Below are 22,090 nucleotides of genomic sequence, written 5' to 3'. Positions count from 1 at the left end.
CTAGTCTCCTTCGTCAGGATCGATTTCGCCCCGTCGCGCGCGTTCGGCGGCCAGGCGATGTTTCTTGGTGTTGGTCGGGGCCGGCTTCTTCGTAGGGGCCGGCGCCGGCTTCTTAGTCGGCTTGGTGTTCTTGGTCGTTTTTTCGCTGATGCTGGCGTGCGGTGCCGCCGGCGGCTCCAGGCCGAGATTGCGGCGCATCTCGCGTGCCTGGGCCTTGCCGCGGCGCATGGATTCCGCGATCAGCTCGTCGGTCAGCACCAGTCGCGCCTCGGCGATATCTTCCATCGTCAGGAGCACCTCGGCAGCCTCGCCCGCCTTGACGTCGTCGCGATGCAGATGCACGCGGTCGCCTTCGACGGGGCCGATCGTGCCGCGGAACCGCTTTCGGCCCTCATGGGCGACCGCCATCTCGACCTTCACCAGATGGCCGGCATAACGCTCGAAATCGGAGCGGCGCACCAGCGGGCGGTCGATCCCCGGTGAGGAGATTTCCAGCCGATAGGCGCGATCTACGGGGTCGGCGACGTCGAGCACGGGCGACAGCGCCCGCGAGATCGCCTCGCAATCCTCGATCTGCATGGAGCCGTCCGGCCGCTCGGCCATAACCTGCACGGTGCAGCCTGATTCCCCGGAAATGCGGATCCGCACCAGGCGGTAGCCCATGCCTTCGAGCACCGGCCCCGCCACCGCGGACACCCGTGCCGCGACGCCCGGCTCGACCACGAGCCTCGGCTCGGCCAGCAATTCGGCATCCGTGGAACCAGGGTTCGGTTCGGTCATGTCAGAGGTCAAGGCGCTCGATATGGTTAAGGCTTGGTTTAAGATCTCAAAGCTCGCTTCGGAACTCTCCCGACAGATCACCGGGCCGCACATCTTCTTCCACCAAGCCGCGTTCAGGTAATAAAAAAGAGCGGGTCCTTTCGGGCCCACTCTCACTACGCGGATCGTATGAGAAGATGAATTGGCGGTGATATAGCGCCTTCCGCCCTCTCGGACAAGGCCCATTGCGGGGCGCGCGAGGCTTTTTGCCGCCCGCCGGAGCAACGCTTCCTTCACCTCCAAGGCCTAGATTCCCTGATTGTGGGGCGGCTTGGACCAGGGCGCACCCGCGGCGTGCCTCGTACGAGTTTGCGTTTTCATGACCGTTGCCACGTCGCTCATTCCCGGACTGGACGATATCGTCAAACGCGGCGACCCGCGGCGTCGCGGCGAGATCGCGCACGCCATCTCCCAATTGTTTTTTCAGGACGCCGCGAACCTCCGTCCCGATGTCGTCGATCTCTTCGACAATCTGCTGATCAATCTCGTCCCGCATGCCGAGCTCGCCTCGCGCGTCGATCTCGCCGAACGCTTCTCGCGCCTGAACAACGCGCCGCGGCATCTCGTGAGTCAGCTCGCGCGCGAAAACGAAATCGCGGTGGCAGGCCCCGTGCTGCGCCATTCCCCCGTGCTCGACGACGACGCTCTCGTCGAGATCGCGCGACTGAAAGGCCAGGGCCATCTGCTGGCGATGAGCGAGCGACCCACGCTGTCGGCTGTCATCACCGACGTGCTGGTCGAGCGTGGCGATCGCGACGTGGTACGCCGCGCCGCGGGCAATGCCGGCGCGGAGTTCTCGCCTGGCAGCTATTCCGAGCTGATCAAGCGTGCCGCGCAGGATGGTGTGCTGACGCTCAGGATCGGCCAGCGTAGCGATCTTTCGGGTGAGAACCTGAAACAGCTTCTCGACGGTACGCTCGACGTCATCCGCCGCCGCCTCTCGAGCGTGGTCAATCCCGTGCGTCAGGTCGAGATCAAGCGCGCCATGGAGGCCATCGAGGAAGCCACGCTGCCGCCGGGCCCGCGTCGCGATTTCTCGGGAGCGCAACGTACGGTGCTGGCCTTGCATCGTGGGGGCCATCTTGGCGAGAGCGCGCTGTTTGGCTTCGCGAAGGCCTACAAATACGAGGAGGCGATCGCTTCGCTCTCGGCGATGTCCGGCGTCCGCCTCTCGGTCCTCGACCGCCTGATCACGGGTGACCGCTACGATCCAATCCTGGTTCTGGGGCGTGTGCTGAATGTCAGCTGGCCGACGGTGCGGGCGCTGATCCTGATGTGGTACGGCCCGAATCGCACGCCAGCCGATGCCGATCTTGAGCAGGCGCGCGCGAACTTCACGCGGCTGATGCCGACGACCGCCGAGCGCGTCGTGAATTTCTGGCGCAACCGGCAGACGATCTAGACCCGCCTGAATCGCAGATACGCGGCCTTGCGGCCTTCGCGGGTGGCTTTTCGGCCGTAGCGCGTCATCGTGTATCCGTCCCACGGCAGGCGAAAATCATCGGCGCGCTCCGCGAGCCAGACAAAGTCCTGCGAGCGCGACAGATGCGACAGCGTCCAGGCGCAGTAATCGTCGATGTCGCAGACGAAACGAAATTCGCCGCCGGCTTTCAACACGCGCGCCATCGCGGCGATGGTCCGGTCCTGGACGAAGCGCCGCTTCCAGTGCCGCCGCTTCGGCCAGGGATCGGGATGGATCAGGTCGATCCGCGACAGCGAAGCCTTCGGCAGCCAGGCCAGGAGCTCGGCGGCATCGCCCGCGAACAGGCGGATGTTGCCGATCTCGGCGGCCTCGATCTGCGCGAGGATCTTCGCCATGCCGTTGACGTAAGGCTCGCAGCCGATGAAGCCAGTCGTGGCGAAGGTCTGCGCTTCCGCCGCAAGATGCTCGCCGCCGCCGAAGCCGATCTCAAGCCGCAAATCGTCGACGGCGGGGCCGAAGATCTCGCGGGCATCCGCCGGTGCTGCGCGGTCGATGGCGAGCGCAAGACGCGGCAGCAATTGATCGATCAGCTCGGCCTGGTGCTGCCTGAGCTTGTGGCCCTTGCGGCGTCCGAAGAAGGCGCGCTCGCTGTCCTCGCGATCGGGATCTGATTTGCGCTCACTCATCGTAGTGTTTGATACAGGCGATGGAGCAGCCGCGCGCGCGGTTCGAGTGACGAGACATAGAGCTGCTCATAATGGGTGTGCGCGCCCTTGCCGTCGACGCCGAGCCCGTCGAGCGTCGCGGTGTGGGCGGCGGTGAAATTACCGTCCGAGCCGCCGCCGGTGTGAACGTCGACCAGCTCGAAGCCGATCTCCGTGGCGACGGTCTTTGCATGTTCGTACAGCGAGGCGCCTGCATTGCTCTTCTCGTAAGGCGGACGATTGAGCCCGCCCGTGACCTTGACGGTGACGCCATCCGTCTTCGATGTCAGGGCGAGGATCTTGCCGACGAATTCATCCGCGTCCTTGAGGCTCAGCACGCGCAGATCGATTTCGGCATGGGCTTCTTCCGGCGTCACGTTGGGCCGCGTGCCGCCGCGCACCACGCCGACATTGACGGTGACGCCGCGCGCCAGATCGTTCATCGCTTCCAGCGCCAGGATGACGTTGGCGAGCTCGCGGATCGCGCTGCGGCCATCCTGGGGCCGCGTGCCGGCATGCGCCGGCACGCCCTTGATGAAGACTTCGAATCGCCCGACGCCCTTGCGGCCGGTGACGATCTTGCCGCCGTCGCGCGCCGGCTCCGTCACCAGCACGTATTTGGCCTTGCGCCCTTCGGTCTCGATGAGTGCGCGAGAGGTCGGGCTGCCGATCTCCTCGTCGGAGGTGAACAGATGGGTGATGCCGAGCGGCGAGCGATCGGCCGTGGCACAAAGCGCGCGAAAGGCGTGGTGGGCGATGTAGGCGCCGCCCTTCATGTCGTAGATGCCGGGACCGAACGCGCTGTCGCCTTCGACCTTGAACGGCAGGCGCTCGATGAATCCCATGGGATGAACGGTATCGAGGTGGCTCAGCACCAGGATGCCGGGCCGGTCCTGGCCCCAGGTCGAGCGCGCCACGAGATGATCGCCGCAGCCATCGACGCCGGCGACGCGCTCGAGCGTAACGGGGAGATCGCGGTATTGCTCCGCGACCATCGAGACCAGCTTGTTGACCTGTTCAGGCGCATCCGTTGGCGTCTCGACCTCCACCCAGCGACGGATGCCATCGAGAATAGTTTGAGAATCGAACCAATTGGAGCTGACCATGAGCGCATCTGTGCCTTTGAATCGCATCATCAGGGAGGACGCGCGTCAAAACGCGGCCACAAATGACGACATAGGCCAGATTTGACGCAGTCTCAAATCGGATTGAGAGGGCGCGTCAGCGCTTGTCGGGGCCTTCGCGGGCCGCGATCTGCTCGACGAGATCGACGATCGAGCGGCGCATCTTCGAATCGGTGATCCGGGTGAACGCCTTGGTCAAGGCGAGTCCTTCGGAAGTCGCGAGGAAATCCGAGACGTAAGACGGCGATGCGCCTTCGCTGAAGCCATCCGGCCCCGGTACGCCGCTCGGACCGCCCTCGAACAGGAACGACACCGGCACCTGGAGAATTTCGGCAATTTGCTGGATGCGGCTCGCGCCGACCCGGTTTGTGCCCTTCTCGTATTTCTGAACTTGTTGGAAAGTCAGGCCCAAAGCTTCACCGAGCTTTTCCTGGCTCATGCCCAACATGATGCGGCGCATCCGCACGCGACTGCCGACATATTTGTCAACAGGGTTGGGCGCTTTCGACATTCCTCAGCCCTCCAAACATCACCTTCGGCGCAATCAGGAATGCCTCAGGTGTAAGCAACGTCAAAATCAGACCCTGTTATTGGGAAACATTGCGGAGAAATTTAGCAATACCCACTGTCTTTTGCAGCCGGTGCAGAATGAGGAGGCCGCGTGCAGTCTGTCAACCGTGGGACTACGGTTGTCAAAAGTTATCGGCCGCGGCTGCGTGATCAGGGATGCCGTTTGGCAACACGTCGGCGGACCGCCCAAAACACGGCGAGCGCGACAAGCATGGCCGCGGGTACATCGCCCACGCGCGCATAGACAGTCGGCGGGATCGCGGCGGGCAGATTTGCATCCAAAATGCCTTCGATCCCGAGACCGAGACTGGCGACGATGCGTCCCACCGGATCGATCACGGCGGAAACGCCGGTATTGGCGGAGCGAACCAGCGGCAATCCGAGCTCGATCGCGCGCATCCGCGCCTGTTCGAGGTGTTGGTAGGGGCCGGTCGAGATTCCGAACCAGCCGTCATTGGTGAGATTCACGATCCAGCCCGGACGTTCATTGCGTCCAGCCACCTCGCCGGGAAAGATTGCCTCGTAGCAGATCAGCGGCAACGCGGACGGCGCGCCGGGGACCGGCAGCGCATGCCGCACGGTGCCGGCAATGAAGCCGCCGCGCACACGCGTGAGTTGCTCGAAACCGAGCTTCTCCATCAACCCCTGATAGGGAAGAAATTCGCCGAACGGCACCAAATGCAGCTTGTCGTACACAGAGAGCACGCTGCCGTCGTGGTCGATCACGTAGATCGAATTATAGGCGCGGGTGATCGGCGTGCCCCGCGGCAGGTCGGGCGCGCGGACCGAGCCCGTGATCAGCACCGTGCCCTTGGGCAGAAGCTCCGCGATCTGCGCCATCGCATCGGCTTCGCGAGCGAGGAAGAACGGAAAGGCGGATTCCGGCCAGATCAGGATGGTGGCATCGCGCACGCCGGTCGATTGCGGTCCGGAGGCGCGGTCCGACAAGGCCAGATATTTCTTCATCACCTCCGCCTTGGCGGCGTAGTTGAATTTCGCGTCCTGCTGGAGATCGGGCTGCATCAGGCGCAATTTGGTGCCGGCGACCATCGTGGTCGGATGCAGCGACAGGCGGATCGCGCCGAAGATGCTCATCACAAGCAGGAGCGCCAGGGCCGCGGCCGGTGCGCGCCACGCCAGGCGGCGATCGGGCGTGCGGTCGATCAGCGCCGCCGGGCTCGCGAAGATCGCGACCGTCAGGAACGTCATGCCCCACAGGCCGATCAGCGACGCCGTTTGTGCCAGCGGCAGCGGCTCGGACAGCGCATAGCCGAACGCATTCCAGGGAAAGCCGGTCAGCGCATGACCGCGCAGCCATTCGGTGATGGTGAGGCTTGCCGCGAGCGCAAGCACGCGCGTCGCGTTCTTGGTCCAGAGCAGGCGGGCGAGCGCAAAGCCCATTGCCGTGAAGATCGACAGATAGGCCGGCAGGCCCAGCACGGCGAACGGCGTCAGCCAGGCGAATACATCGGCGTCGACGAAGAAGGCGTAGCCGATCCAGTAGAGGCCGGGCACGAAATAGCCGAGGCCGAACCAGTAGCCGGTCAGCGCCGCGGCGGGGACGCCGCGATATCGGCCGGCGCCGGCGCCGTCAATCAGCCAGACCAGCACCGGGAAGGTGATGAACAGTACGGGGAAGGCGTTGAACGGCGCCAGCGCCAGCACCGAGAGCGCACCGGCAGCCATCGCGACGAGCGCGCGCTTCCATCCCCAGGTCAGGATGATGGCAAGCGCGATCTGGCGAAATCGCTGGAACGGGCTCACTGCGGACCGGTCCCGTCGCTTGGCGGCGGGGTGGGCGTGTCGCTGGCTGCCTGCTGGCTGCCGTCCGGCGCAGCCTCGCGGCGCCGGCTCTCGCGCTGGGTGCGCGGCGCGGGCCGCTCCTTTCGCGTCGAGATCCGCAGTCGCTTGACCCGGCGCGGATCGGCATCGAGCACCTCGATCTCGTAATGGCCGGGGCCCGAGATGACCTCGCCGCGCACCGGCAGGCGCCCGACAAAGCTGACGAGATAGCCGCCCAGCGTCTCTACTTCCTCGCCGGCCTCCCCGGTGACGAAGTCCTCGCCGATCACGGTGCGGACGTCGTCGAGACTGGCGCGGGCGTCGGCGATGAAGGCGTTGTCGGGCAGCCGCACGATCGAGGGCGGCTCGTCGCTGTCATGCTCGTCGTCGATCTCGCCGACGATCTGCTCGACGATGTCCTCGAGCGAGACCAGCCCGTCGCTGCCGCCATATTCGTCGACCACCAACGCCAGATGGATGCGGGTGGCCTGCATCTGCGCGAGCAGGTCGATCGCCCGCATCGACGGCGGCACGTAGAGCAGCTTGCGGATGATGCGCGCTTCCTCGAGCGGCAGCGCGAGATCGACCGTACGCAGATCGAGCCCGGCCGGCAGCGGTTTCTTGCGCTTGGTTTTCATGACCCCCGACACGCGCGCACGCGCGGTCATGAAGGCGAGCAGATCGCGGATATGGACGATGCCGACGGGATCGTCGAGCGTCTCGTTGTAGACCACAAGGCGCGAATGGCCGGCGCTCTCGAAGCGGTCCATCAACTCGCCGAGCGGGATGTCGCGCTTCACCGCGATGATGTCGGCGCGATGCACCATGACGTCGGCGATGCGACGCTCGTGCAGGCCGAGGATGTTGCGCAGCATTGTGCGCTCGACCGTCGAGAAGCCGGTGTCGTCGGGCGTCGTGGCGTCGAGCACGACCTGGAGGTCGTCGCGTACCGAACCCGCCTTCCAGCCGAACAGGCTGCGAATGGCACGCAGCAGCCAGCCTTCCGCGGTCGGGCGCATCACCTCGCCTGAGGTCACCACGACCGGTAAATTGGCCGTGTTGCGCGGATTGTCCTGAATCGGGTCCGAATCCGGCATCTCAATGCGTCCCCGGGCGGTCGGCATAGGGGTCAGGAATGCCGAGATGAGCCAGGATCTCTCGTTCGAGCGCTTCCATTTCCTCGGCGTCGTCTTCGTTTTCGTGGTCGTAGCCGACCAGATGCAGGAAACCGTGCACGGCGAGATGGCTCAAATGATGATCGAACGGCTTTTGTTCCTCGTCCGCCTCACGCCGCATGGTCTCGTAGGCGATCGCGATGTCGCCGAGCATGCGCGGCGCATCGCCCGGCTTCCAGTCGCCTTCCGGCTGCAGCGCGGGAAACGACAGCACGTTGGTCGGCTTGTCGATGCCGCGCCAGTTGCTGTTCAGGGTACGGATGCCGGCATCATCGGTCAGCATCACCGCCACTTCCGCCTCCGCAACGTCTTCGTCGACATTCTCGGCGGCGGCCGCCACGGCGCGCTGGATCACTGTCTCGGAATCGGGCTCCCGCTGCCAGCAATCGGCGACGACGAGGACCTCGGTGATGGGAAGGTTGGGGTGTGACATTGTCCTTGTTCCGAACGAAGGGGCGCCGTGTCCGCGCCCATATGGTCCGGTTGCTGCCTCGTCAGGATTTACCGGCGGCCGGCCGCTGCGGCGCCCCTTCGTAGGCGGAGACGATCCGCGCCACCAGTTCGTGACGGATCACGTCTTCGGCCTTGAAATGAACTTGCGCAATACCTTCGACGCCGCTCAGCAGGCGCGTCGCCTCGGCGAGGCCCGAGGTCTGGCCGTTCGGTAAGTCGATCTGCGAGGGATCGCCGGTGACGATCATGCGGCTGTTCTCGCCGAGGCGGGTCAAAAACATCTTCATCTGCATCGACGTTGTGTTCTGCGCCTCGTCCAGGATAATGGCCGCGTTGGTCAGCGTGCGACCGCGCATGAAGGCGAGCGGGGCGATCTCGATCTCGCCGGTCTGCAGCGCGCGCTCGACAATGCGCGCGTCCATCAGGTCATAGAGCGCGTCGTAGATCGGGCGAAGATAGGGATCGACCTTCTCGCGGAGATCGCCGGGCAAAAAGCCGAGCCGCTCGCCGGCTTCCACCGCCGGGCGGGACAGGATGATCTTGTCGACTTCCTTGCGCTCGAACAGTTGCGCGGCATGCGCGACCGCGAGCCAGGTCTTGCCGGTGCCGGCGGGGCCGATGCCGAACACCAGCTCGTGCCGCTTCAGCGCGCGGATGTAGGAATCCTGCGCCGCCGTGCGCGCACGCACTGGGCGCTTGCGCAAATTGATGCTGTCGAAGGTGGATTTGGCCGACTTGGCGTCGAACTCGAACAGCGAGCCCTGCGCGATCACAGCCCGGATCGCGCCCTCGACTTCGCCCTGGTCGAGATCCTGTCCCTTCACGGCCTGGGCGTAGAGCGCCTCCAGCACGCGGCGCGCGGCATCGCAGCCGTCGCGCGAGCCGCCGATGGTGATGTGGTTGCCCTTGGAATCGACGACGACGCCGAGCCGCCGTTCGATCTGTGCCAGATGCTGGCCGTAAGGGCCGACCAGCGCCGACGCGGCGCGGTTGTCGTCGAAGTCGATGACGACCTGGGTCTCGGGCGGAACCTGCATGTCGCGGTCAAATTTGCGGCTGGGAGCGATGGAAGAAGACGAATCCGATGCGCTTTTTGGCAAGGGTTCAGGCTCCAGTGGCGATGGGCGATAAAGCGGGCACGCGCGCCATGGCGAGCTCGCCGAGGAAGCTGTAGCGTTCGAGACTGTCGATCCGGACCGGCAGGATCTGTCCGATGATGTCGGGCGAGGCCATCACATGCGCGGGCTGGAGGAAGGCGGTGCGGCCGACGATCTGGCCGTCCTTGCGGGCCGGACGCTCGAAGAGCACATCGACCGTTGAGCCAATCGCAGCCTTGTTGAAGGCCGATTGCTGGCTGTCGATCAGTTCCTGGAGCCGCTCCAATCGTTGGTCCATCTCGGAGGGGGACACCGTCTCCTGCATGTCCGCGGCCGGCGTTCCCGGCCGGGCGGAGTATTTGAACGAATATGCCGCAGCGTAGCCGATTTGCGTGACAAGCGCGAGGGTGGCGAGAAAATCTTGCTCGCTCTCGCCGGGGAAGCCGACGATAAAATCTGATGAGAAAGCAATGTCTTGGCGTGCGGACCGGAAACGGTCGACGACCCGCCGATAATCATCGGCGGTATGTTTCCGGTTCATGGCGGCCAAAATCCGGTCCGAGCCCGACTGCACCGGCAGGTGCACGAACGGCATCAAGGCATCGAGATCGCGATGGGCTGCAATCAGACTGTCATCGACATCGCGGGGATGGCTGGTCGAATAACGCAGCCGCGCGACCCCCGGGAGCGCCGCGAGGTGCTCCAGCAGTCTGCCGAGCGGCCAGCTTTTTCCGTCCGGTCCCTCGCCGTGATAGGCGTTGACGTTCTGTCCGATCAGCGTGAGCTCGCGCACCCCGTTCTCGGTGAGCCGCTTCACGTCGTCGACGATCTTTGCCACCGGCCGCGAGACTTCCGAACCGCGCGTGTAAGGCACGACGCAGAAGGTGCAGAACTTGTCGCAGCCTTCCTGCACCGTCACGAAAGCGGAAATGCCGCGGGCGCGGATCGCGCCGGGCTTGGGCTGGGCGAGGAAGCCAAACTTGTCCTGAGCCGGGAATTCGGTCTCGATGGCGCGGCCTTCATGGCCGGCGCGCTTCAACAGCTGCGGCAAATGATGATAGCTCTGCGGTCCCACGACGACGTCGACCGCGGGTGCACGGCGCACGATCTCCTCGCCCTCGGCCTGTGCCACGCAGCCCGCGACCGCGATCTGCATGGTGCGCCCGTCGCGTGCGGCTGCGTCCTTGGCGACGCGCAGGCGTCCGAGCTCCGAATAGACCTTTTCCGAGGCCTTCTCGCGGATATGGCAGGTATTGAGGATGACGAGGTCGGCGTCATCAGCGCTGGCCGTCTCCACGAATCCTTCCGGGGCCAGCGTGTCCACCATGCGCTGGGCATCGTAGACGTTCATCTGGCAGCCATATGATTTGATGTGCAGCTTGCGCGGCGGCGTCATGGAATCCGGAATTGAGGTGGGAGGACCGCCCTCAGATATAGGCTGGGGAGGCGAAAATCCAGCGATTGGGGGGCTTTTCGGTCGTCATTCCGGGCGCGACGCAGTCGCGAACCCGGAATCCAGAGGTTTTGGCATGAGATTCCGGGGCCGATGCTGGCGCATCGCCCCGGAATGACGCCGAGAGGAGGGATTCAGCCCGCCAGAGTGTCCGCCGCGACCTGCCGGACCAGCTCCGGCAATTGCCGCATATCGTCGAACGTCAATCCGGCCCCGGCGGCCAGTAGTCTTTCAGCGTGGCCTGGCGGGCAATGGCTGCCACCGTGAAAGCCCAGCACGGTCATCCCGGCGGCATGCGCGCCGGTCACCCCGGGGACGCTGTCCTCGATTACGAGGCACCGCTCCGGCGCGACATTCATCTGCGCGGCGGCGAACAGAAAGAGATCGGGCGCGGGCTTGCCGCGTGCGACCTGGCTCGCGGAAAAGATGTTTGGAGCGAGCAGATCGTAGAGGCCGGCGCAGGTCAGGCCATGGTGGATCTTCTCCGGCGTGCCACTCGACGCAACGCATTTGGGCAAATCGATTGCGCCAATCGCTGCGGCCACATGGGTGATCGGCTGCAAATCGCTGGCATAAAATCGCAGCGTCGCCGCATTCACCTGGCTCTCGAGATCGTCGGGAAGGTTGCGGCCGATCTCCTGTTCGACCATTCGCCGTGCATCTTTCTCGGATACGCCGAGAAAGCGGACCAGCACCTGCTCCGATGTGATCGGATAGCCGTGTCTGGACAGCACATCCGCATGCGCGCGACAGGAGATCACCTCGCTGTCCACGAGCACGCCGTCGCAATCGAAGATGATGAGATCGAGAGGCACTTAGCTTGTGGGTTTGTCGTCGTCGAGCGGGACGCAATAGAGTTCGAGCCGATGATCGACCAGCTTGTAGCCGAGCTTGCGGGCGATCTCCGCCTGGAGCTTCTCGATCTCCTCGGAGGTGAACTCGATCACCTTGCCGTCGCGCAGATTGATGAGGTGGTCGTGATGGCTGTCGCGCATCTGTTCGTAGCGCGCGCGGCCCTCGCGGAAATCATGGCGCTCGATGATGCCCGCATCCTCGAACAGTTTGACGGTACGATACACCGTCGAGATCGAGATCTTGTCGTCGACGGCGACACAGCGGCGGTACAGTTCCTCGACATCGGGATGATCGACCGCTTCCGCGAGAACGCGGGCGATGACACGGCGCTGCTCGGTCATGCGCATGCCGGTGGCGGCACAGCGCGCCTCGATGCCGGACGCCTTGGAAGCGGGGGAAGGTTTAAGACCAGTCATGTGATGTCCGCCTGACGGGGCGCTTTCTGCCATCAATGTTACGACAAGTCACGTCGCATCAGAAGTGCGTTCAATTGTTCCCCGTTCGGCTGCTTATAGTAGCGTTCGCGGCGTCCGACCACCATGAACCCGGCTCGGTCGTACAGCCGCCGCGCCGGCTGGTTATTTTCCTCGACCTCGAGAAATATCGTGCGCACGCCGCGTCCTGCCAGGTGGCCGAGATGGGTCATCAGCAGCGTGCGAGAGAGGCCGCGGCCGCGATGGGCCTGGTCGACCGCGATCGAGAGGATCTCCGCTTCGTCCGCGCCGATCCGCGACACCGCGAAGCCCACTGTCTTGCGGCCGAGGCGCAACCGGTGCACCAGCGTGTTGCGCTCGCTGAGCATGCTCTCGAACTCGCCTTCGCCCCAACCGCGCGCGAAGGAGGCGCCGTGGAGCTGCGCGAGCCGTGCGACGTCGCGCGCGACAGCCGGCTCGACGACGGCCGTGCCGCCGCGCCACCATTCCGAGAACCGTCTCATCATGAGCTTGCGGCTTGTGCTGCAAGCGGCAGTTGTGTGGACGGCTTTGCGTCGGGCGCTCGCAGGTAGAACGGCCGCGCCGGATTAGTCGCGGGATCGGCCGCGGCACCAAGCCATGCGACCCAGCCGATGTCGGGCGCGGGCTGCGCGTCCACCGCGACCGGCTGTGGCATGTCTTTCGGCCAGCGCTCGGCGAGGATCTTCGCGGCATTGCCGACCAGATGCGGCGCGCCGAATTGCGAAGCCGCGATCGCCTCGTCGGTGGGAGCGACGCCCGGCCGCACCAGCTGACTGCCGTCACCGGCCACGATCTGGAAATAGACGTGGTCGTGCCGCGCGTCGATCGCCGAGATCACCGGTGCCGCTCCGCTCTGGCCGACGACGGCGGCGGCATAGGCCGACAAGGTGGTCACGCCGACGGCAGGCCGCTTCGCAGCAAGCGCAAGGCCGCGGGCCGCCGAAATGCCGACACGCAGGCCAGTGAAACTTCCGGGGCCCATGGTGACCGCGATGCGGTCGAGCGCGGTGAAGGCGAGATTGGCTGACTGCATCACGCGCGCGATCATCGGCATCAGCGCCTCGGCGTGGCCGCGCTTCATCAGAAGCTGCTCCTGCGCGAGGAGCTGGCCGGAATCGGTGTCGAGAACGGCGACCGCGCACGCTTCCAGCGCGGTATCGATGGCAAGGATCAGCATGGAGCGATCGTAGCACCATCCGTCATGGAATGCTCGCCATCATGGCCGGGCTTGTCCCGGCCATCCACGCCTTTGCGGCCCCAGCCTACATCGGCCGGACTTCGACCACGTCGGGGACGAAGTGCTTGAGCAGGTTCTGGATGCCGTGCTGGAGCGTCGCGGTCGATGACGGGCAGCCGGCGCACGAGCCCTTCATGTTGAGATAGACGATACCGTCCTTGAAGCCGCGGAAAGTGATGTCGCCGCCGTCATTGGCGACCGCCGGGCGCACGCGGGTCTCGATCAGATCCTTGATCATGTCGACCGTCTCGGCATCGGCCTCGTCGAAGAACTCGTCCTCGTCATCGAGATCGACATCGCTCGCGGTAGCACCATCGGCGAGCAGCGGCGCGCCCGACATGTAGTGCTCCATGATGGCGCCGAGGATCGCGGGCTTGAGCTGTTGCCATTCACCGTTCGCCTTGGTCACGGTGATGAAGTCCGATCCGTAGAACACGCCGGTGACGCCTGGGACCTCGAACAGCTTTTCGGCGAGCGGCGAGCGTGCGGCCGATTCGCGGTTGGAAAATTCCATCGGTCCGCCGTCGACCACGACGCGGCCGGGAATGAACTTCAGCGTGGCGGGATTGGGAGTGGCTTCGGTTTGAATGAACATGGTTTTCTCCAGACGTCGCCGGTTCAAGGCCGGCGCGTGCTCTATCCACTAGCAGATAGCGACGGCGAACGCACGGTCAAGGGGTAAGCTGGCCGTTCACCTGTTATATCAGCGGGTTAAGGTGCCCGCTTCTCCTCTGCCGGCCAACGAGGCGAGGCGAAAGAGCGGCAGTCTAGGACAGCGAATCCACGCTTCGGTCGCTCAGCGCGCCGGAAATGACCGTCACCGGTACCGGGAACGTGCCAAGCGCGTGCGCGAGCAGCGATACCAATGGCCCCGGGCCTTCAGCGCCCGGGTTCGCGGCGAGCACCAGCATGGCGATGTCAGGGTCCTCGTCGATCACCGCCAGCAGCTGTTCCATGGCGGCGCCCGCTCGGATCACCCGTTCCGGCGTGATCGCAGCGATGCCGTTGGCCCGGCCGGCGGCGCGGTCGAGCGCGGCTTCTGCCGCCTCCTGCGCCTCGGCGCGCATGATGTCGGCGACCCCCAGCCATTCCTGGCTCTGCTGTTCGGGCTCAATGATGCGGAGCATCACCACGCCGCCGCCGGCGCGGATCGCCCAGCGGCTGGCGTAATAGACCGCGCGATCCCATTCGGCGGTGTCGTCGACGATGACGAGGCATTTGGGCTTGTGACCCGGCTCGAAGCAAAGTCGCTTGCTGGTCATGCATGTCCCGGAATGTCCACGGCTGACATGCTGCCACACTCCGTCGCGCTTGGGGAGAGCGGAAGCGGCCGGCGCCGTGGCGCAGGCCGTGTCCTGAATGCGGAAATCAACGCCGGCGGATGAAGCCGACGATGTCCTTCGAGAGCTTCATGGTCTCGTCGGCGATCGCGCGCGCCCGGTCGGCGCCGTCGTTCAGGATCGTGTCGATATGGCCGGGGTCGGCGACGAGGCGCTTCATCTCGCCGGCGATCGGCGCGAGTTTGGTAACGCACAAATCCACCAGCGCGTTCTTGAAGCTGGAGAACTGTCCGCCGCCGAAATCCCTGAGCACGTCGGCCTTGGAGCGGCCGGAGAGTGCGGCGAAGATACCGACGAGATTGTCGGCCTCGGGGCGCGCTTCCAGACCCTTCTCCTCGGTCGGCAGCGGCTCCGGATCGGTCTTGGCCTTGCGCACCTTCTGCGCGATGGTGTCGGCGTCGTCGGTCAGATTGATGCGCGAATTATCCGACGCGTCCGACTTCGACATCTTCTTGGTGCCGTCGCGCAAGCTCATCACGCGCGTCGCCGGACCCGTGATCAAGGGTTCCGGCAGCGGGAAGAACAGGCCGTCATTGGCGCCCTGGCTGCGGATCGAGTCAGCGAAGTCGTTGTTGAACTTCTGCGCAATGTCGCGCGACAGCTCGAGATGCTGCTTCTGGTCCTCGCCGACCGGCACGTGGGTGGCGCGGTAGAGCAGAATGTCGGCCGCCATCAGCACGGGATAGTCGAACAGCCCGACGGACGCGTTCTCGCGGTCCTTGCCGGCCTTCTCTTTGAACTGGGTCATGCGGCCCAGCCAGCCCATGCGCGCGACGCAGTTGAAGATCCAGGCGAGCTCGGCGTGGCCCGAGACCTGGCTCTGGTTGAACACGATGTGCTTGCTCGGATCGATGCCGCTGGCGATGAACGCTGCGGTCACCTCGCGGGTGTTGCGCGCGAGCTCGACCGGTCCACCCCAGACGTCCACGCCCTGCGTGATCGCATGCATGTCGACGACGCAATAGATGCAGTTGTGGGTTTCCTGCATCTTCACGAAGTTGACGATCGCGCCGAGGTAATTGCCGAGGTGCAGATTGCCCGTCGGCTGGACGCCCGAAAAAACCCGTTCAACGAATGGCATGGCAGCTTTCCTGCGAGATACGGGGCGTCGTTTCCAACAGCGGCGCTGCCCCGTCAAGGGTATTTCGCTAACCTCAGGCGCCGGGATCGGGCTGGGCGGGGCGCTTCAAGGCACCGGCCGCCTCGCGCCAGGACGCGACGCGGAGGATTTGCAGGAGCAAGCCATAGACGACGATTCCGGCGGCGATCTGTAATCCCAGCGCCATGAAGCGGATGAGCCCATGGGCCTCCGAACGCAAGAGGCCCGTGGTCAGCCACAGCAGGCCGCCCATGGCGAGCGCGGCGAGCACGATTCGCGGCAGCCGGTCGCGGGCGGCGGCATCGACCGAGAAGCCGAATTCACGCGTGCCTTTCCGGAGCAGCGAGATCGCACTGCTCCAGGCGCCGGCGGCAATGCTGGCGGCGATCCCACTCGCGCCGAAGAAATGACCGAGCAGGATCGCGAGCGCGACCGCGACCACGAACCCTTTGGCAGTCGCCAGCAGCGGCGTCATCGTGTCGCTGCGGGCAAAATAGGCCGGGGACAGCGCCTTGATCAGCACATGAGCCGGCAGTCCCAGCGCCAGCCACATCAGGGCGCGCGCCGTGGCCGCGCTGTCCTCCGCGCCAAAGGCGCCATGTTCGAACAGCATCCGCACGATCGGCTCCGCCAGCACGATCAGGCCGAGCGTCGCCGGCAGTGCCAGCCCGGTCGCGAGTTCCAGCGCGCGCGATTCCGCATGCGCAACCGCATCACGATCGCCGCTCCTCACCGCGCGCGTCAGCTCCGGGACCAGCACCGTGCCCATGGCGACGCCGACAATGCCAAGCGGCAGCTCGATCAGGCGGTTGGCGAAATAGAGCCAGGAGACCGCGGCAGGCGTGCCGGAGGCGATGATCGCGCCGGCCACCATCAGCCATTGCGGGCCGGAGCTTGCGATCATGCCCGGGATCGCCTTGGCAAAGAAGCCGCGCATGTCCTTGTCGAAGCTCACGCGCAGCGGTGTCGCCAGACGCGCACTTCGCTGCGACAGCAGCATCAGGAGCTGCAGCAGGCCGGCGATGCCGACGGTGGCCGCCAGCATCCACGCGGCGACGGTTGCATCGGCGTGCCACAGCAGGAGTGCTGCGATCGCGGCGATCAAGGCGATGTTGAACAGCAGCGGCGAGAACGCGGTAAGTGCAAAGCGCCCCTGCGCGTTGAGCAGGCCCATCAGCACCGTGACGGGTCCCGCGAAGGCGAGATAAGGCAGCATCAGCCGCGCATTCTGGACGGCGAGATCGAGCGATGCGCTGCCGACGAAGCCCGGCGCGATGATCATGATGATCAGCGGCATCAGAAGTGCAATCACGATCGAGATTGCGATCAGGCCCGCGCTGACGGTGCCGAGCACGCGTCCCGCGAACGCCGCCGCAGCCGCCTCGCCATCGCGGTCACGAACGCGCAGCCAGGCCGGGATCAACGCCGCATTCAGGGCGCCCTCGCTGAGTAGACGCCGGACCACATTGACGAGCTGAAATGCCGCCAGAAACGCGTCCGCCACGGCGCCGGTACCGAGCAGCGCCGCCATCAGGGAATCGCGTGCAAAGCCCAGCAGCCGTGAAGCAAGTGTCCCCGTCGAGACGGTCAGGAAGGAGCGGATCATCGGAACTGCATAATACCGTTGCTTGCCCGCGAAGGGCCGGTCGTGATAGGCCGCGAGCCAGATTTCAGACCGACAGGAAGCGGATTTTCGCGGGTATCGCAATCCGCCAAACAGGATCAAGGTGAATGGCTGACGTGAAATATGACGTTCTCGGCATCGGCAACGCGCTGTTCGACGTGCTGGTCAAGACCGATGAAGCCTTCCTGGGCAAGCACGGCATGACCAAGGGCAGCATGTCCCTGATCGACGAGGCGCGGGCCGCCGCCATCTACGAGGACATGGGCCCGGCGACGGAAGTTTCCGGCGGTTCGGCTGCCAACACCATCGTCGGCATCGGCAGCCTCGGGGCGCGCGCAGCCTATGTCGGCAAGGTCAAGGACGACCAGATCGGGAAGCTCTACGTCCATGACATCCGCGCTGCCGGTGTCGCCTTCAACACGCCCGCGGCGAAGGACGGTCCTGCGACCGGCTGCTCCTATATCCTGGTGACCGACGACGGCGAGCGCACCATGAACACCTATCTCGGCGCCGCGCAGGATTTGTCGCCCGCCGACATCGACCCGGCCGAGATCGCCGCGGCCGGCATCGTCTACCTCGAGGGCTATCTCTGGGATCCCAAGAACGCCAAGGACGCCTTCGTCAAGGCGGCCAAGATCGCCCATGATGCCAAGCGCAAGGTGGCGCTGACGTTGTCGGATTCCTTCTGCGTCGATCGGTATCGCGACGAGTTCCTGGGGCTGATGCGCAACGGCACCGTCGATATCGTGTTCGCGAACGAGTCCGAGCTGCATTCGCTCTACCAGACCTCGGATTTCGACACCGCGCTCAAGCAGTTGCGCAACGACGTCAATCTCGGGGTGGTCACCCGCAGCGAAAAGGGCTGCATGGTGGTGTCAGTGGAAGACGCCGTCGCCGCGCCTGCATTCCCCATTGCCCGGCTGGTCGACACCACCGGCGCCGGTGATCTCTTCGCGGCCGGCTTTCTCTATGGTCTGGCGCGCAACCTGCCGTACAAGCAGTGCGGCGAGCTCGGCGCGCTCGCAGCCGCCGAAGTGATCCAGCACATCGGCGCGCGTCCGCTTGTGTCGCTGAAGGAGCTGGCTGAGCAGCGCGGGTTGACGGTGTAACGCTCGTCTCTCTCCCGTCATTGCGAGGAGCGCAGCGACGAAGCAATCCAGACTGCCTCTGCGGAAAGAGTCTGGATTGCTTCGCTGCGCTCGCAATGACGATTGGGTTGGCAACCTACGCCGTCTTCGCGGCTTTCAGCCCCAGCCGCTGCTCGACCTCATCGCGCATCAGGAATTTCTGGATCTTTCCGGTCACGGTCATCGGAAACGCGTCGACGAATTCCACGTAACGCGGGATCTTATTGTGGGCGATCTGGCCGTCGCAGAACGCGCGCACCTCTTCCATCGTCAGCGTCTCGCCGGACCTGACGCGGATCCAGGCGCAGAGCTCCTCGCCGTAGCGGGTATCCGCAACGCCGAAGATCTGCACGTCCTGGATCTTGGGATGCCGGTAGAGAAATTCCTCGATCTCACGGGGATAGAGGTTCTCGCCGCCGCGGATCACCATGTCCTTGATGCGGCCGACGATGTTGCAATAGCCCTGGTCGTCGATGATGGCGATGTCGCCGGTATGCATCCAGCCGTTGGCGTCGAGCACATCCGCGGTTTTCTCCGCCTCCTCCCAATAGCCCAGCATCACGCTGTAGCCGCGGGTGCAGAGCTCGCCCCGTTCGCCGCGCTTGACGATCTTGCCGTCGAGATCGACGACCTTGACCTCGACATGTGGATGGATTCGTCCGACCGTCGAGACGCGGCGATCGAGCGGATCGTCGACGGCGCTCTGGAAGCTGACCGGGCTTGTCTCGGTCATGCCATAGGCGATCGTGACCTCGCCCATGTTCATCTCGCTATTGACGCGCTTCATCACTTCGATCGGGCAGGGTGCACCGGCCATGATGCCGGTGCGCAGCGATGTCAGATCGAAGTTCGAGAATTCGCCGTGGTCGAGTTCGGCGATGAACATCGTCGGCACGCCGTACAGCGCGGTGCATTTTTCCTGCTCGATCGTCCGCAGCGTCGCGAGCGGATCAAACCCCTCGCCGGGATAGACCATCGTTGCGCCAAGCGTGACGGAGGCGAGGTTGCCCATGACCATGCCGAAGCAATGATAGAGCGGCACCGGAATGCAGATGCGGTCCTGTTCGGTCAGGCGCATGGCGCGGCCGACGAAATAGCCGTTGTTGAGAATGTTGTGATGGGTCAGCGTCACGCCCTTGGGCGATCCCGTCGTTCCGCTGGTGAACTGAATGTTGACGGCATCGTCGAATTGCAGGGAGGCACCGAGCGGGGCGAGCTGCTCGCGATGCAGGGTCCCGCCCATGCCGGCGACCTCCTCGAACGGGATCGTGCCCGGGCAGGCGGGGCCGCCGATCTGGATCACGATGCGCAAGGCCGGTAGCCGCGCGGCGCGCAATTGCCCGGGCTTGGCGCTCGCAAGCTCCGGCAACAGCGTGTTGAGCATGTCCATGTAGTTGCTGGTCTTGAACGCCGTCGCGGTGACGATGGCGCTGCATCCGACCTTGTGCAGCGCGAATTCCAGCTCGCTCAGCCGGTAGGCCGGATTGATCGTCACCAGGATGAGACCGGCCTTGGCGGCGGCGAACTGGGTCAGCGTCCATTCCGGCCGGTTCAGCGACCAGATGCCGATCCGTTCGCCGCGTTCGAGGCCGAGTGCGACAAATCCGGCGGCGAGCGCGTCGACCCGCGCGGCAAGCTCGTTCCATGTCCATCTCACGCCGTGGCTGGGCGAGACCAGCGCCTCGCGATCGCCCCAGCGTCGCGCGGCCTGATCGAGGCTGCGCCCGATCGTGTCGCCGAGCAGCGGCGTGTCGGAGATGCCGCAAACGTAACTGTCGGCTTTGTCTGCCAAGATCATGTCCTCCAGCCAGCTGCGTGACGGACGGGACAACAAGCCCGGCCGTCACGTGTCGTGAGAGTTAGGCGCGCGTTACGCCGCCTTCTGCCCGCTGCCGGCATCGAGCCCGGCATAGACGCCGCGCTCGAAGCCGGCAAAAGCCTCGAGACACTTTGCGTCGGCGAATGGCAGCAACTGCATCAGGATCACGCCGGTGACGTCGCGCGCCGGGTCGATCCAGTAATAGGTGTTGGCGAGGCCCGCCCAGGCGAGGCTGCCCGCGCTGCGCCCCTCGGCGGTCTTCGCGGTGTTGATCATGAAGCTGAGGCCCCACTTCTTCACCTGCTCGGGGTAGAGATCGACGTCGTTGGTGTACATCGGCGCCGCCGTGGTCATCTTGCCCATGGCGAGGTCGCCGATGTGGTTCTGCCCCATCGTCGTCACGGTCTCGGCCTTCAGCACCTGATTGCCGTTGCCGCGGCCCTTGTTCAGGATCATCTGGGTAAACCTGATATAGTCGGCCGCGGTCGAATAAAGCCCGCCGCCACCCATGTGGAATTCCGGCTCCTGCTCGAGTTCGAACGGGATCGCGGCGAGCTGGCCATCCTCGCCGCGCGCATGCATGCCGACCAGACGCTTGCGCATGTCGTCGGTGATCTTGAAGGCAGTGTCGCTCATGCCGAGCGGTGCGAACAGATTGTCGCGCAGATAGGCATCAAGGCGCTTGCCGCTGACGGCTTCCACCGCCTTGCCGACGAAATCGATATTGGTGCCGTATTCCCAGCGCGTGCCGGGGTCGGTCATGATCGGCGTCTTCAAGGCCGCGTTCTGGCACGTAGTGATGGCGGGGATGCCGTTCTTGTCCAGATAGATCGCGAGATCGCCATTCCACATGTTGTAGCAGAAGCCTGCGGTGTGGGTCATGAGCTGGCGCAGCGTGATCGGCCCCTTGGCTGGACGCAGCTTGGCCTCGCCCTTGGCATCGAAACCTTCGAGCACCTGCGGCTTGGCGAGATCGGGCAGCACCTCGCCGATCGGCGCATCCAGCGACAGCTTGCCTTGCTCGACAAGCTGCATCGCGCCCGCTGATGTCACCGCCTTCGTCATCGATGCGATCCAGAACACGCTGTCGGCGGTCATCGCATCCGGCTTGGACAGGTCGCGCTTGCCGAACGCGCCCTGATACAGCACGTCGGTACCGCTGGCGGCGATAGCGACGACGCCCGGAATCTCCCTGGCTTCGCTCTTCTGGCGCAGAATCTGATCGATCTCAGCTTTGCCTTGCATACGCGTTTCCTCCGGTTTGATTATTGTTGGAAGCGATCGATTGTCCTCCCGCGTGCGCCGCGCGGCAAGCACATCCACATACCTGCCGCGGTCGCGATGTCGTGACTTGACGGTCGGCTCCCTGCGCCCGACGACAAGGCGGCTGAACTACAACACTCCGTCACAATCTGCGGTGGATGGCCGCAGCCAGCGGTGACCGTGGATGGCTCCTGGCGATATGTTTCGACTGTTTGAAGCACTTGAAACATTTTGTGAGCTGCGGCGTTCAGTTCTCGGCCGATCAACGGCCAACGTTAAGACTTGATGCAATTTTGGCGGCCGCCCACCGGCCGCGATGGGGACCTCAGATGATTTCGACCTGGAGCGAATGGAAGCGCTATCCCCGTCCCGGACGGGGCGAGAACCTGGAAGCGCCGATCGCGCCTGGAATCTATGAAGTCCGCATCGCCGGCACCGGTGCGCTCTATTCGTTCGGCGCGGTCGACAATCTGGCGCAGGCGCTTGCATTGCTGCCGGTCGGTTCAAAGTCCTGGTTCGGCCGCCGCAACGCCTCCGACGTCCCCGATCTCGAATACCGGACCTGCGCGACATCCTCGAAGGCCGACGCCAAGGCCGCCGCCGAGCGTATGATCGGCCGGCGCGAGACCTATCTGAGCGGCGCGGCGTAAGGACGCGCCGCTCCCAGCCTG

At 64.8% G+C, this 22,090-nt stretch carries 22 protein-coding genes; 3 read left to right on the top strand and 19 right to left on the bottom strand.

All coding sequences use genetic code 11. The features are described from left to right. Positions 1 to 780 (bottom strand): ribosome maturation factor RimP, encoded by a 780-nt coding sequence (rimP, locus tag BRA471DRAFT_RS00430; RefSeq protein WP_035973467.1) that lies wholly within the window; start codon positions 778 to 780, stop codon positions 1 to 3. Between the two features lie 358 nt (positions 781 to 1,138). On the opposite strand from rimP, the gene BRA471DRAFT_RS00425 reads away from it, so the two are divergent. Then, positions 1,139 to 2,221 (top strand): DUF2336 domain-containing protein, encoded by a 1,083-nt coding sequence (locus BRA471DRAFT_RS00425; protein ID WP_007603898.1) that lies wholly within the window; start codon positions 1,139 to 1,141, stop codon positions 2,219 to 2,221. Here BRA471DRAFT_RS00425 and BRA471DRAFT_RS00420 read toward each other — a convergent pair. The 16 genes from BRA471DRAFT_RS00420 to murJ all read right to left on the bottom strand — a co-directional run bounded on the left by BRA471DRAFT_RS00420 (position 2,218) and on the right by murJ (position 17,192). Then, positions 2,218 to 2,928 (bottom strand): tRNA (guanine(46)-N(7))-methyltransferase TrmB, encoded by a 711-nt coding sequence (locus BRA471DRAFT_RS00420; RefSeq protein ID WP_007603897.1) that lies wholly within the window; start codon positions 2,926 to 2,928, stop codon positions 2,218 to 2,220. The genes BRA471DRAFT_RS00425 and BRA471DRAFT_RS00420 overlap by 4 nt on opposite strands. Next, entirely contained in the window at positions 2,925 to 4,082 is a 1,158-nt protein-coding gene (locus tag BRA471DRAFT_RS00415; RefSeq protein WP_007603896.1) for a M20 family metallopeptidase, read from the bottom strand. The genes BRA471DRAFT_RS00420 and BRA471DRAFT_RS00415 overlap by 4 nt, the downstream gene beginning before the upstream one ends. Before the next feature lie 85 nt (positions 4,083 to 4,167). Then, positions 4,168 to 4,581, bottom strand: a complete 414-nt coding sequence (locus tag BRA471DRAFT_RS00410; RefSeq protein WP_007603895.1) for a helix-turn-helix domain-containing protein — start codon at positions 4,579 to 4,581, stop codon at positions 4,168 to 4,170. Between the two features lie 209 nt (positions 4,582 to 4,790). Next, the gene (gene lnt / locus BRA471DRAFT_RS00405) at positions 4,791 to 6,404 is read right to left on the bottom strand and encodes an apolipoprotein N-acyltransferase (protein ID WP_007603893.1); all 1,614 of its coding nucleotides are present in this window, start codon (positions 6,402 to 6,404) and stop codon (positions 4,791 to 4,793) included. Next, entirely contained in the window at positions 6,401 to 7,519 is a 1,119-nt protein-coding gene (locus BRA471DRAFT_RS00400; RefSeq protein ID WP_007603892.1) for a hemolysin family protein, read from the bottom strand. The genes lnt and BRA471DRAFT_RS00400 overlap by 4 nt, the downstream gene beginning before the upstream one ends. Position 7,520: 1 nt before the next feature. Beyond that, positions 7,521 to 8,030, bottom strand: coding sequence for an rRNA maturation RNase YbeY (gene ybeY, locus BRA471DRAFT_RS00395; RefSeq protein WP_007603891.1), 510 nt, complete (start codon positions 8,028 to 8,030; stop codon positions 7,521 to 7,523). Between the two features lie 61 nt (positions 8,031 to 8,091). Then, positions 8,092 to 9,150, bottom strand: a complete 1,059-nt coding sequence (locus tag BRA471DRAFT_RS00390; protein WP_083843113.1) for a PhoH family protein — start codon at positions 9,148 to 9,150, stop codon at positions 8,092 to 8,094. Positions 9,151 to 9,154: 4 nt separating this feature from the next. Next, on the bottom strand, positions 9,155 to 10,543 hold the full coding sequence (gene miaB, locus BRA471DRAFT_RS00385) for a tRNA (N6-isopentenyl adenosine(37)-C2)-methylthiotransferase MiaB (RefSeq protein ID WP_007603889.1): 1,389 nt from the start codon (positions 10,541 to 10,543) through the stop codon (positions 9,155 to 9,157). Positions 10,544 to 10,734: 191 nt separating this feature from the next. Continuing rightward, positions 10,735 to 11,415, bottom strand: a complete 681-nt coding sequence (locus BRA471DRAFT_RS00380; protein WP_007603888.1) for an HAD family hydrolase — start codon at positions 11,413 to 11,415, stop codon at positions 10,735 to 10,737. Further along, the gene (locus BRA471DRAFT_RS00375) at positions 11,416 to 11,871 is read right to left on the bottom strand and encodes a Fur family transcriptional regulator (protein WP_007598312.1); all 456 of its coding nucleotides are present in this window, start codon (positions 11,869 to 11,871) and stop codon (positions 11,416 to 11,418) included. Positions 11,872 to 11,909: 38 nt separating this feature from the next. Beyond that, positions 11,910 to 12,395, bottom strand: a complete 486-nt coding sequence (gene rimI / locus BRA471DRAFT_RS00370) for a ribosomal protein S18-alanine N-acetyltransferase (protein ID WP_007603887.1) — start codon at positions 12,393 to 12,395, stop codon at positions 11,910 to 11,912. Next, positions 12,392 to 13,087, bottom strand: coding sequence for a tRNA (adenosine(37)-N6)-threonylcarbamoyltransferase complex dimerization subunit type 1 TsaB (gene tsaB / locus BRA471DRAFT_RS00365; RefSeq protein ID WP_007603886.1), 696 nt, complete (start codon positions 13,085 to 13,087; stop codon positions 12,392 to 12,394). The genes rimI and tsaB overlap by 4 nt, the downstream gene beginning before the upstream one ends. An 85-nt stretch (positions 13,088 to 13,172) precedes the next feature. Next, positions 13,173 to 13,742: a NifU family protein gene (locus BRA471DRAFT_RS00360; protein WP_007603885.1), complete on the bottom strand. Its 570-nt coding sequence runs from the start codon at positions 13,740 to 13,742 to the stop codon at positions 13,173 to 13,175. A 172-nt stretch (positions 13,743 to 13,914) separates the two neighbouring features. Next, positions 13,915 to 14,409: a universal stress protein gene (locus tag BRA471DRAFT_RS00355; RefSeq protein WP_007603884.1), complete on the bottom strand. Its 495-nt coding sequence runs from the start codon at positions 14,407 to 14,409 to the stop codon at positions 13,915 to 13,917. A 106-nt stretch (positions 14,410 to 14,515) separates the two neighbouring features. Continuing rightward, on the bottom strand, positions 14,516 to 15,568 hold the full coding sequence (gene trpS, locus BRA471DRAFT_RS00350; RefSeq protein ID WP_007603883.1) for a tryptophan--tRNA ligase: 1,053 nt from the start codon (positions 15,566 to 15,568) through the stop codon (positions 14,516 to 14,518). 73 nt (positions 15,569 to 15,641) lie between these two features. Then, positions 15,642 to 17,192, bottom strand: coding sequence for a murein biosynthesis integral membrane protein MurJ (murJ, locus tag BRA471DRAFT_RS00345; protein WP_007603882.1), 1,551 nt, complete (start codon positions 17,190 to 17,192; stop codon positions 15,642 to 15,644). A gap of 125 nt (positions 17,193 to 17,317) precedes the next feature. Here murJ and BRA471DRAFT_RS00340 point away from each other — a divergent pair, with 125 nt between their 5' ends. After that, positions 17,318 to 18,319, top strand: a complete 1,002-nt coding sequence (locus BRA471DRAFT_RS00340; protein WP_007603881.1) for an adenosine kinase — start codon at positions 17,318 to 17,320, stop codon at positions 18,317 to 18,319. Between the two features lie 115 nt (positions 18,320 to 18,434). Here the strand turns inward: BRA471DRAFT_RS00340 and BRA471DRAFT_RS00335 are convergent, their stop codons facing one another. Together BRA471DRAFT_RS00335 and BRA471DRAFT_RS00330 are read right to left on the bottom strand one after the other, a co-directional pair. Continuing rightward, the gene (locus BRA471DRAFT_RS00335; RefSeq protein WP_007603880.1) at positions 18,435 to 20,129 is read right to left on the bottom strand and encodes an AMP-binding protein; all 1,695 of its coding nucleotides are present in this window, start codon (positions 20,127 to 20,129) and stop codon (positions 18,435 to 18,437) included. Positions 20,130 to 20,207: 78 nt separating this feature from the next. Then, positions 20,208 to 21,401, bottom strand: a complete 1,194-nt coding sequence (locus BRA471DRAFT_RS00330) for a serine hydrolase (protein WP_007603878.1) — start codon at positions 21,399 to 21,401, stop codon at positions 20,208 to 20,210. A gap of 347 nt (positions 21,402 to 21,748) precedes the next feature. On the opposite strand from BRA471DRAFT_RS00330, the gene BRA471DRAFT_RS00325 reads away from it, so the two are divergent. Then, positions 21,749 to 22,069 (top strand): hypothetical protein, encoded by a 321-nt coding sequence (locus tag BRA471DRAFT_RS00325; protein ID WP_007603877.1) that lies wholly within the window; start codon positions 21,749 to 21,751, stop codon positions 22,067 to 22,069. The last annotated feature ends 21 nt before the right edge of the window (positions 22,070 to 22,090 follow it).

It is taken from the genome of Bradyrhizobium sp. WSM471 (genome assembly GCF_000244915.1).
Classification (GTDB): Bacteria; Pseudomonadota; Alphaproteobacteria; order Rhizobiales; family Xanthobacteraceae; genus Bradyrhizobium.
This window is presented reverse-complemented; position numbering and strand designations above follow the sequence as displayed.